Here is an 11778-nt window from a genome sequence, read left to right as displayed (position 1 = left end):
TGGGGCTGATTTGCTTTCAGATCGTGTCCAAGGAATTACCGGATCACGATTCTGTGAACCACGCTGTTTTCCGCGCCGGCGTTATCAGTCACCGTTAAGGTGACGGTGTACGATCCAGCAGCGGAGAAGCGGTGTTTGACTTTGGGGCCGAACTCAGTACCGCCGTCGCTAAACGACCAGCTGTAGCGGACGATGCGACCGTCGGCATCGGAGGAGGCGGATCCGTCAAATTCAACTTGCTTATTCTTGGCTGAACGTTCCACGGCATGAATGACAGCAACCGGCAGGACGTTTGGCGTATTCCCGGGATCCTCCCCAGGGTCTTCACCAGGATCCTCACCTGGATCTTCTCCCGGATCTTCACCCGGAGCGCTGACAAACAAGCGGCCCGGTGCTTGGAAGTCGCCGCTGTTTCCAGCCGCATCTTGGACAGTGACAACGATCACGCCGCCTTCCAAGACAAGCGAGGCAGGTATCGTGTACGTTCCTTCATAGTGCCCTGGTTCCGTTTCCGTTAATGGAATTCCATTGTTCGAAGCGCTCGATACCGATAACGGCAATTCGATGTGGAACGAAGCCGTCAGCCCTGGAACGCTGTCAAAGGAGACCGTCAGCGCTTCACCTGCTGTTAAATGAACATCCTCTGCCGGTGTCAGATTCATGATCTCCGGCAGCTCGGTATCCACGTAGACCGTCCGAGTGACCGTCGTTTCGTTTCCGGCATGGTCCGTCGCGGTCACGGTGATCAGATTCTCACCGGCGTTAATCAACATACGATATGCGAACGCGCCGCTGCCTTCCAACGGAACCTCTTGCCCGTTGACGGTCAACTTGTTGATGAACTCATCGAACATAGAACCCGTCACATTCAATACTTCTGAATTGGTTCGGAAGCCGTCCACGGGTGAAACGACTTCAAGTTCCGGAGCAACCGTATCCAGTGTAATTGTGGCAGGCAGTGAGCGATCGGTTGCCTTCCCGTTCACGAGGACTTCGGCAGTCAACTCATTGGCTCCGTCATGAAGCTCGATCGGCAGACTGAATTGCCCGTTTTCAACCGTCGTTGTTCCTGCCAGCTCGGTGCCGTTGTATACCTTCACCTCAGCGCCGTTCGCCATAGAGGTTCCGGTTACGGTAAAGGCGGCTTGATTCGTATAAGATCCATCCTCTGGAGACGTAATCACTGGTGCATGCACCGGATAACGGACGACGGCGCGAATCATAAAGTTGCCTTGTGATTGATCAACCAAGCTCCACACTCCGTTGATGCGATTCCAGCTGCGACCGGCGTTCGGGCTGGATTCGTCCGTCCCAATCCCTGGAGCGTTGGTTCCGACTAAGGTTTGAATGTAGACGATGTAGAAGTCACCTTCAACTGTAACCGGCTCTGGCAGCTCAAGCACGGTCCATTCATCATTACGCAAAGCAGTGCCGTCAAAAGGACCGGCGATTTGCTGGCCTGGTGCTCCGTCCGGGCCGGAGGCATCGTAAACGGCGTATTGGATTTCGGTTCCGCCCGGAACCGGCCATTCCGTATTCATGAAACGGATCAATGCACCGGTGACTTGCACCGCGCCGGCCTCCGGCGTCATGCGTACCGCCCAGGCGTTGTCTGCTTTGTTGAAGACCCACGCATTTTCCAGCGTGCCGTCATCGTAGGCGATTTCGCCAGGCAAGCCCACAAACGGCTTGAGTGCCAGCGAGCCGTCAGCAGTTCCGTTCGGCGGTACTGTCACCGTTAACGTATCGCCGTAATAATCGGCTGCAATTACCGACAACGTATAGGTCCCTTCCAGAAGTTCTAAGGAGAAGCTGCCATCAGCCCCGGTGATTTGTGGTGCAACCATCGCATCTTCAAGTACGGATACTGTTGCACCTTCGATCGGCTCACCTGTACGTTCATCCGTGATCGTGCCAGTGAGCGTGCCCTTTGGAATCGGCTCCAGGGTGAAGTTCACCTTGGCGTTCACCTGATCGGCGATGGTCACATTTGCCGTTTCCGGATAATAGCCGTAGGCTTCCGCTTTCAGCGTGTAATCCCCAGCCATATGATTGAAGCTGTAGCGTCCGGTGGCTGGATCGGTTTTGACAGAACGCCCGGTTTCCACCACCGTCACCGTTGCGCTGGCCGGCAGGCTGCTGATGCCGATGTCACCGATTGGCTTCGCTTCCTTCACTTGTCGCTCAAATTCAGCCTTGCTGGTACGCGTCAGTTTGTAGGCCGGTCCGGATTTTACAACCTTGTCCTTTTTCTTTCCGGTGTCACTAAGCACGTTGCTCGTCACCTGATCTTCGGGTGTATTCACGCTCAGCACCTGAACGTTGTCAATGTACCAGCCGGCCCTCACAACGCTGCCGTCTGTTGCTAATCGGAAGCGAACCTGTACCTGTTCTCCGACGTAATCCTCGAGATCGTAATAAGCAGGGCTCCAAACCTTGCCCTCGGTGTTATGCGAAAATCTCCCCAGCTCGTTCCATGTCGCTCCGCCGTCGGAGCTGATTTCCACATAACCGTAATCAAAGTTGCTCTCAATTTCAAACCAATGATCAAACACAAGGGTTGCATTATCGACGGTGCTCAAATCGATCGTTGGGGAGACAAGCGAAGCATTTGCTCCATTCTCATAATTGTTGTCGAGATCAGTTCCCCATACGTTTGGCTCGGATACAGCGCTGATCGGACCGGGTTCCATCGGAGTGCCGCGTTCCCATTTATCCCCTGCGCCGCTGTGCGTCCAGCCGTTATCGCTGTCACCGTCAAAGTTGTCGCTGAAAATGATAAGCGGACGAACAACGTTGATCTCCAATTCTTCCGACTTGGCGCTTTCGTTACCGCTATAGTCCGTTGCGGTAACCGCATAATAATAAGTAATGTCCGATTCGGTTGTGGTGTCGGTATATTCCGTCAAAGATGTTGTAATGAGTTCTTCATAACCGGATCCTGAAGTTGTGGAACGGTATACGGTGTACTCTTTTACGTCCTCGTCAACGGAAGGAGACCAGGTCAGTTCAACGCTGCCTACGAGGGTGGCGGAGCCGCTCAGATCCGTAGGAGCCGCAGGAGCGGAGTCATCAGGCAATTGCAGGGAGAGATCATCCAGATACCATCCTGCTTTCTGCACGACACCATCGCTCGTTAAGCCAAATTGCAAGTACACTTGCTGACCGGCGTAGTCACGCAGATCCAGATATTGCGTGGTCCAGCCGTTGCTCGTTCCGGTATACTCTGCCACGGGTACAAAGGCATAATCGGTATCCAAGGTTGCCATGTACAACGTGCCGACATCAAATCCCTCTTCAAGATCGTACCAATGTTTGAAAGAGAGGATGGCTCCTTCCGGGCTGTCCGTTAAATCAATCGGAGGCGCCAGCAGATAGGAATTGGCAAGGGGTTCATAACTGTCGGTTAGATTGGTAGCGTACACCTTCTCACCGGAATAAGCACTGCCCGGTCCGCTGACCGGCGTTCCCCAAGCCCAGGTATTCCCGGCTCCGCCGGAAACAAACCCAGTGATATCCGTTTCGAAATCCTGCAAATAACCGGGCACAACACCGGCGGATACGCTCACGGAGTAAGGGTCGCTGTCAAATCCGTTGTTACCGTAATCGTTCACTCGAATGTAGTAGTCGAGCCCAGCAGTACTAATTAGGAAAGAGGGGATCGTTGCTTCATATACCCCGTCTTTTTCGTTCCCCGACACTCGTACAGCTGGAATGTATACATAATGGCTGGTTCCCGCTTCTTTGGCGTAAAATTCAACGGATGTGACGGCAACATCATCGCTTACTTGAGCGGATAACGTCACATCGAAGCCTTCATATATTAAAGTAGGCGGTGTATGTGTCAGCACCGGTTCCTCTAAATCCTCCCCTGCCGTGATCACACGACCTGAGACCGTGCCGATACCTTGGAGCACGGAGCCTACGGCATCCAATGCATTTACGATGCCATATCCGTACCCGTTATTAGGTACTGTGTCATACTCAGCGTCTGTCCGCGGCGTGGCCGTGCTGGTCAAGATTTCCTCGAGCTGGTCTACCGTGAGCGAGTGGTTCGCCTGCAGCAGCAAGGCCGCGATGGCTGTCGTATGCGGACCTGCCATCGAGGTGCCGTTCCAGCCGCCCTGATAAGCTCCGCCAGGAACAGAGGAACGAATGTTAACACCTGGCGCGGAAACCTCCGGTTTAATTTCATCGTAAGGGGAAGGTCCACGCAAAGAGAAATCCGCTAAATTCCCGTTGATGTCCGTAGCGCCGGTAGCGAACGCTTCTGGATAGTTCGCTGGCGCAGCTACCGAACCCGGACCGCCGGGGTTATCAAAATCGGTGTTGCCCGCCGAGAACTCAGGGAAGATTTGCGCGCTTCTCCAAGCTTGTACGATCGGGCGGAACCATTCATCGATGCCGGGACCGCCTCCCCAGGAGTTGTTCACCACGTCAGGAGCGAGCTCCGGATGCAGATTCCCTTCGGCATCCACTGGCGCGAGCAGCCATTGGCCGCCATCCAGGATGATGTCATCCGTTGTGGTAGGATTAAAAATCCGGACAGCGATCCATTTTGCACCAGGCGCGACGCCGATCTGGTTCGAGCCGTCTGGCTCCGAACCAACCATCGTTCCCATGGTGTGCGTACCGTGGCCATGGGAATCGGCAGGCAGCGGAGCGTGGCTGTGCGGATCATACCAGCTGAGCTCGGGATCCACGATATTGCCCGAAGCATCCAGTCCGCGCCATTTGCTTCTTAAGGCCGGGTGGTTGTAATCCACGCCGGTATCGAGGTTGGCGACCACGATGCCGGTGCCATCGATGCCCATGTTCCACACCTCAGGGGCGTTGATTTGGGCAATATTCCATTCAACGCTGCTTGGGTTAACGTCCTTGGTCGCTTGCTTTGAATCGCCCAGTGAAGTGGAGACCTCGTCGGCCGGTTTCACAGCAGGCATCTTTACGGCAGGCTCTACAGCCGCATCTTTATCGATTTCAACCTTTTGCAGATGACGTTCTTCATTCGGCAAAATTTTCTCGACTTCGGGGAAAAGGGCGATTCGCTCCATCACTTCTTTGGAGCTTGTCACCGCCATGGCATTTACGATAAAGTAGCTTTTGTAGTCTTTCACTTCTCCGGATTGCTGGGCTTTCCGCAAGTATTCCTCCAGCTTAAATTGGGTGCGGGAGGCCGTTTCGCGCAGAGCGCTGACAACGGAAGTCCGTACGGACAGCTTCGCGGCGGAAGGAGTCGATTTCTCCAGCTGGGCTTTCTGAAGAGCCAGCTTGGCGACCGAAGTGGTATCGGTCTGCTCCTTGAGTTTGACAAGGTAGGTGACGAAGTCGTCTTGCTTAAACTGGGTCTGCAATTTAGCGTCAATTTTGGCTTCGGCCACTTGGGGCGTGGACGATCTCAAGCTGCTCTGTCCCGATACGCTGCTGCTGCTGCTGGCGGAGGCGACGGGAACAAGAGTTAACGCAAGAAGGATCGACATGCCAAGCGAGAAAGGTTTGCGAAATCTCTTGAGACTTATCAACTTCTTCACTCCCTTAGATTAAGTTTTAAGCCCAACATCCATCTTTGTGACGGCCGTCCGGAGTAATAAGAACTGAGTCCGGATGCATGACTGACAAAAAATGAATCAATTGCCTCTTGGGTACATCACCTCCTTTATGTAAAATAGTGGAATCAGGCGTAGTAAACCATGGAAGATGTGAGTTGAAACCAATGGTGTGGAGTGAATCGTTAGGTTAGCAGGGGTCATAGTGTGAAGAAAAGTTAACATGGAATGAACCTTATTTCTCAACATTTCATAAAATAAGGTAATATCTGGGGTTGTTAGGGACAGTATATATCTGTAAAATCAGGTACACAAGTAGGTGGATGTGTAAAATATACATATTTTCTTATAAAAATAGGAAAAAATAACTAGAATTTGATGCAAATTATCGGATTTTATGTGAGTTATCTTGACATCTTGCTAACTTCGGTTTACATTAAGCACAAATTCATATTGGCGAATGAGGATGATGGGAGAGTCCGCGGGCTGAACCGAAGATGGAACCGGCTTAGCGGCACCGAAGGAGCAAGGGCCGGTCCTGCAGCCGGCAGCCGAATCTCTCAGGTACAAAGGACCATGATCGGACGCCGCTCTGGAGAGAGCGAACAGCCACCCAAGAGGTACATGGATCTCGGATTTGAGGTTTGGACCGGGACCATTAAACTTTCAGGTAACGGGGACAGAGCGAAAGGCAGCAGCCTTTTTGTTCTGTCTCTTTTTCGTCATAGAAAAATGATGGGGAGATGTACGATGCGATTTAAAAGCGTATTTTCAATTATCGGTCCAGCGATGATTGGGCCCTCCAGTTCACATACGGCCGGGGCTGTACGGATTGGACGATTTGCCCGTCAGCTGCTCGGAACCGCGCCGGTTAAGGCGGAGATTTGCTTCTATGGCTCCTTTGCTGAAACGTACAGCGGACACGGAACCGATCTGGCCATCGTTGGCGGCATTTTGGATTACCGTACGGACGATGAGCGAATCCGCCAGTCGATACAGAACGCTGAACAACAGGGGATTGAAGTGGTGTTTACTACTGGAGTCCTGCCTGGGGCCCATCCGAATACGGTAAAAATAAAACTGACCTGCCAAGACGGAAGTTCAATCGAGGTCATGGGCGCATCCATCGGCGGAGGGACCATCGTTATTCGCAGCATTAACGGTTTTGAGGTGAAATGCTCTGGCGAGCTGCCAACGCTGGTCATCTCCCACGCGGACCGACAAGGAGTGTTGGCAGGAATTACGGCTTTGTTTAGCCGGGAGAATGTGAATATCGGCTACATTATTACCGATCGGAAAGGGCGGACTGCCGAGGCGCTGACGGTTGTGGAGGCCGACTCGTCCATTCCGCCGGAATTAGTGGAGGCGATCCGTGCGTTGGAGCATGTCAGCCAAGTGTCCTACATTGATCTGACGAAGTAAAACGAGGAGGGAGCACGATGCGTTTTAAAAATTTGCGTGAGCTGGTTGAACTTTGTGAACGGGAATCCAAGACGATCTCCAGCATCATGATTCAGGATCAGGTGGAAGAGAGCGGGCAAACGGAGGAAGAAATTGTGGCTGCCATGAACGAGTACTACCAAATCATGAAAACGGCGGTACATAAAGGGCTGACCGAGGACATCGTCTCCACAAGCGGGCTGACTGGCGGCGATGCCAAAAGGGTCGAAGCCTACCGCAATCGCAGTGAGGCTTCGGTTGGTGACATCGCATGTCAGGCCATGGCTTATGCGCTGGCCGTCTCCGAGGTGAACGCCTCGATGGGGCGCATCGTCGCTACGCCGACGGCGGGCTCCTGCGGCATCATCCCTGGCGTGTTCGTCAGCGCCCAAGAGCGCTTCGGATGGGAGGATGAGCATCTCGTGCGCGGGCTGTTTTGCGCTGGAGCCATCGGGTATGTGATCGCCAACAACTCGTTTATTTCCGGCGCGGAAGGCGGCTGCCAGGCAGAGGTTGGATCGGCGATCGGAATGGCGGCCGGGGCGATGGTCGAGCTGCGCGGCGGGACGCCGGAACAGGCGGTGCACGCCGTTGGCCTCGCGCTCAAGAACACGCTGGGCCTGATCTGCGATCCTGTTGGCGGCCTGGTCGAAATCCCTTGCATCGTTCGCAACGGCTTTGGAGCGGTCAATGCGCTGGCTGCCGCTGATATGGCCTTGGCCGGTGTGCGCAGCGCGATCCCGTCGGATGAAGTGATCGACGTGATGCTGGAGGTCGGCTCAGCGATGCCTAGCCGCCACCGCGAAACCGCGCAAGGAGGGCTGGCGCAAACGCCAACCGGCCGTAAGATCATGAAGGAGCTGCGCAGTCGGAAGAAGTGATTGTGTACCCCTTATCTTCAACTTAACGCCGCTGCTGCACTGGATATTGCGGAACTGGATTACGAAAAAAACAAAACCCCTGCGGGGCATCGATAGGATCGCCTATGGAATGCTCCCTCAGGGGTTGTATGAGTTTTATCGGGTTATGCTTCCAAAGAGGTACTTTGTTGCGGACTTATTTTAACAGTAACGCTGCGCAAATAGACGAACGACGAGACGAGTGCAAGCAGCGCGATCACCATCAAGCCCCAGAAAATGTTCGAGTAAGCCGTGGACAACGGCAAACCGTGCTGCCATTCCATTGCGCTGGATACCATGGCGACGCTGAAAGCACCGCTAAAGAATTGCAACAGCTGGTAAAGGCCCATTCCCGAACCTACCTGAGATGCCGGAAGAACACGGGAGATTTCATTGGATACACTGCTCGAGATTATCGTAAATCCAAGGCTCATCAGAATATAGATAAACAGGATGGCGAGCCATGATTGCCCGCTGAACAACGCGAACAAAACCATAGAGATCAATACGAGCAGCGGAACGTACCGCAGGATCATACCGTTCCCGTGACGGTCTATGATTGAACCTACCTTGCGGGAAGCCACCGTCGCGAGGATCGAACCCGGGAAGATGATCAGACCGGCATGGCTGGCGGTTAATTCGAAGTGATGCACTAAAATTTGCGGCAGCAAAAACAAGGTGGCAAAGCTGGCCAAATACGACGCGATCCCTACGATCGACAATGCTAAATATGACCCGTTACGAAATAAAGCGGGCGAAACAAACGGATCTGCGACGGTGCGTATGCGCCAGACGAACAGCGCTAGCGCAACTGCGCCAATGGCGAGTGCCAACCAGGAATGCTGTGTCAAGTACATCAGCAAACCTGTTGTTCCCACAGCGACGAATATTGCACCAAGAGTGTCAAACGATCCCCGTACGGGTTGTTCTTTTGGAATATACCGAAGAAACAGCGGTACCAGAATCAGAGTTAACGCCGTGATGATAAACAGGTATCTCCAGCCAAAATATTCGACAATCGCGCCGCCGGCAACGGGCCCCAGACCAAGACCCAGTGATACGGCCGACATGATCATAGCCATCGCTTTGCCACGCCGCTCGACGGGAACGTAACGGGATAATGTAACCAGGGATAACGATATGACTGCTCCTGCACCAGATGCTTGCACGATGCGAACAACGAGCACCATCCAGAAGTTGGGGCTGAACAACCCGGTAATGGCGGCAAGACCCAGTGTCGTAAGTCCAATTGCCAGTAATCGCCGAATCGGCAGGAAATCGGAAAGCCGGCTGAATGTGATCGACGAGATGGCGAACATAATCGAATAGCCGGTGATGATTAGTGACGAAGTGGCCGCTGACATTTGGAACGTATTGGTGATGTCCGGCAGCGCCAAGTTAAACATCGCTGTATTCATGATGACCAGAACGACAGCGAAAGCAAGCAACACTGTCAGCAGCCCTTCGCGTTGGAGTGCTTCCGAAGAAGTGGGAGTTCCGGAAGATTGAGGACCGGTGGTAGTGTTACGCATGATTTTTACCTCCACTCTTATCTTTGTTCTATTGTTCTAATATTATCGAACGTTTGAAATATAACACGCCTTATCTTATGATGTAAAGAGGGGAGAATAAAATTCATCACGAAATTTAGTAATAAAGGAGTTTTTCCTTATGAAAGTTCTATACCACCCCGAACGGGATGATATTCAATTGTCTTCCGTATTATATGCGTTAAGTGACCCGATTCGGCTTAGCGTCGTGGCGGAAATGCGGCGTTCCGGCGAACGGCCATGTAATTATTTCGAGGTTCCAATCGCGAAATCAACGTTGTCTCACCATATCCGGACACTGCGGGAAGCCGGTGTCATCACGACTCGAATCCAAGGGACACAGCGGTTTATATCGGTGCGGGAAGAGGATTTGGAAGCCCGCTTTCCCGGGTTGTTGAATTCGATCCTGGAGGCTTATGAGAAAACCCAATCGCAGGAGCAATGCGCCGAATCGGAGTAAGATGTTCTTATTTAAGATGTTCTTATTAAAGTAGAGACTTGAGTGAGAAATCGAAGCCAAAGGGGAGCTTACCTTATGTTAAATCTGGATCTCTCAGGACAAATTGCGCTGATTACCGGAGCGACTGGGCAGTTAGGTCGGGTGATCACCCGGACATTGTCCGATTGCGGAGCAAAGGTAGTTATTCATTATGTGAATAACGAAGCCAAAGCCCGGGAATTATTTCAAGAGATCACTGAGACCGGAAGAGAGGCCTTGATCGTACAAGGCGACATTACGAAGGAAGCGGATATCCAAGCAATCCAAGCGAAGGTTACGGCGGAACTTGGCGATCCGGACATCGTTGTTGCCAATGCCGTGGTGCAATATAACTGGACTTCGGTTCTGAAGCAACCAGCGGAAGACTACGTGAGCCAGTTTGAATCCTGTGTTCTGCAGAGTGTGTTCCTGGCCAAGGCATTTATTCCTGCGATGATGGACAAAAGAAAGGGGCGCTTTATCGGAATTAATACCGAGTGCGCTATGCAGAACTTCCCCAACCAGTCGGCGTATACGGCAGGGAAAAGAGGCATGGACGGCGTTTACCGCGTCCTGGCTAAAGAGGTTGGGGAGTACGGGATAACCGTAAATCAGGTCGCCCCGGGCTGGACGATCAGCGATCGCGACCGTGAACTGACGGATCGGAATGATACAGCTTATATTACTGGAGTTCCGCTGAAGCGGCGGGGAGAAGATCAAGATATTGCCAATGCGGTGGCGTTCCTGGCTTCTGATTTAGCTGGTTTTATCACAGGAGCGTACCTCCCGGTGACCGGTGGAAATGTGATGCCGGCTATTTAGGCCATGGCTAAGTGAGGCTGGATAAGAAGGAGGCGCGCAAGGTGGAATCGGCGGAAGGAAGCTACTCGTTGATCCAGAGCCATTTACGACAGATGGAGATGGCGGAGCGGGTGCGGATTTTGTATGCCTGCGAAGCGGGCAGCCGGGCCTGGGGTACTGCGTCTCCTGCCAGCGACTACGACGTCAGGTTCATTTATGTGCGGCCGGTGGAGTGGTATTTGTCGCTCCGAGAAAAAAGGGACGTCATCGAGTATGGCCCAACGGGAGAAACAGAAGAACGAGCCACTGGCGTTGATTCACTTGGTCCGGCTCAGTTGGGGAACGCCTGCAGCCTTGACCTTGCGGGTTGGGATCTGCGCAAGGCTCTGTCGCTGCTTGGGAAGGGTAACCCGTCTTTGTTCGAGTGGCTGTCTGCTCCTATTGTTTATACCGAAGCCTACTCCTTAAAGGAACGGTTGCAGTCGCTCGCAGAACGTGCTTTCTCTGCCAAAGCGGCGATGTACCATTACTTGCATATGGCGAAGCAAAATTGGCGCCCCCAGCACCTCGGCAAGCAAGCTGCCCCAAAGGCATACCTTTCGGTACTCCGGCCTGTGTTGGCTTGTGCTTGGATCGAGCGCTATAGCAGCCCGCCGCCAATGAGCATAGAGTTGCTGCTTGAAGCTGCATTACCGGACTTGGACGGCGGGATCCGCGAAGAGATCGACCTGCTGCTGGAATTGAAGCGAAGCGGAGCCCACCCAGAGTCCGAGTCCCGTCTTTCGCGTTTGGACGGTTATTTAACCGGTCGAATGGAAGGATACGAGCGGCTCGCATCGATCATGGAATCCCCAAGTCGAGATACGGGCCCGGCTTTGTTATCTATGTTGGATGAAGTGTTCATTTCTGTTTTGCAGGAAGTGTGGAAGATGAGAATAGGGTAAGAACCGCTTAAAGGACCGCTAAGATCGACGAGGCGGTTCTTTCTTTTTTCTCTTTTATAATAAACATCAAAAATTAGTGACACAGATGCATACATGGTCTATAATCAACGGAAGAAAGCA

Annotated in this window: 7 protein-coding genes and 1 riboswitch; of the genes, 5 read left to right on the top strand and 2 right to left on the bottom strand. The window is 52.9% G+C overall.

Going from position 1 to position 11778, the window contains the following annotated elements:
- Positions 1–35: 35 nt before the first annotated feature.
- Entirely contained in the window at positions 36–5522 is a 5487-nt protein-coding gene (locus PBA01S_RS03750; protein ID WP_127575374.1) for a S8 family serine peptidase, read from the bottom strand.
- Positions 5523–6006: 484 nt separating this feature from the next.
- Positions 6007–6133, top strand: a riboswitch (glycine riboswitch).
- 163 nt (positions 6134–6296) lie between these two features.
- On the opposite strand from PBA01S_RS03750, the gene sdaAB reads away from it, so the two are divergent.
- Together sdaAB and sdaAA are read left to right on the top strand one after the other, a co-directional pair.
- Positions 6297–6968 (top strand): L-serine ammonia-lyase, iron-sulfur-dependent subunit beta, encoded by a 672-nt coding sequence (gene sdaAB / locus PBA01S_RS03745; protein WP_127575373.1) that lies wholly within the window; start codon positions 6297–6299, stop codon positions 6966–6968.
- A 17-nt stretch (positions 6969–6985) separates the two neighbouring features.
- Positions 6986–7867: an L-serine ammonia-lyase, iron-sulfur-dependent, subunit alpha gene (gene sdaAA / locus PBA01S_RS03740; RefSeq protein WP_016313253.1), complete on the top strand. Its 882-nt coding sequence runs from the start codon at positions 6986–6988 to the stop codon at positions 7865–7867.
- A 143-nt stretch (positions 7868–8010) separates the two neighbouring features.
- On the opposite strand, the gene PBA01S_RS03735 is transcribed toward sdaAA, so the two are convergent.
- Positions 8011–9417, bottom strand: coding sequence for an MFS transporter (locus tag PBA01S_RS03735; RefSeq protein ID WP_127575372.1), 1407 nt, complete (start codon positions 9415–9417; stop codon positions 8011–8013).
- Positions 9418–9556: 139 nt separating this feature from the next.
- Here PBA01S_RS03735 and PBA01S_RS03730 point away from each other — a divergent pair, with 139 nt between their 5' ends.
- The 3 genes from PBA01S_RS03730 (at position 9557) to PBA01S_RS03720 (ending at position 11658) form a co-directional block, all read left to right on the top strand.
- Positions 9557–9895: an ArsR/SmtB family transcription factor gene (locus PBA01S_RS03730; protein WP_016313251.1), complete on the top strand. Its 339-nt coding sequence runs from the start codon at positions 9557–9559 to the stop codon at positions 9893–9895.
- Between the two features lie 75 nt (positions 9896–9970).
- Complete coding sequence (locus PBA01S_RS03725) at positions 9971–10735, top strand: SDR family NAD(P)-dependent oxidoreductase (protein WP_127575371.1); 765 nt, start codon at positions 9971–9973, stop codon at positions 10733–10735.
- A 41-nt stretch (positions 10736–10776) separates the two neighbouring features.
- Entirely contained in the window at positions 10777–11658 is an 882-nt protein-coding gene (locus PBA01S_RS03720; RefSeq protein WP_127575370.1) for a nucleotidyltransferase domain-containing protein, read from the top strand.
- Positions 11659–11778 lie beyond the last annotated feature (120 nt).

This window comes from Paenibacillus barengoltzii NBRC 101215, assembly GCF_004000745.1.
GTDB lineage: Bacteria > Bacillota > Bacilli > Paenibacillales > Paenibacillaceae > Fontibacillus > Fontibacillus barengoltzii.
This window is presented reverse-complemented; position numbering and strand designations above follow the sequence as displayed.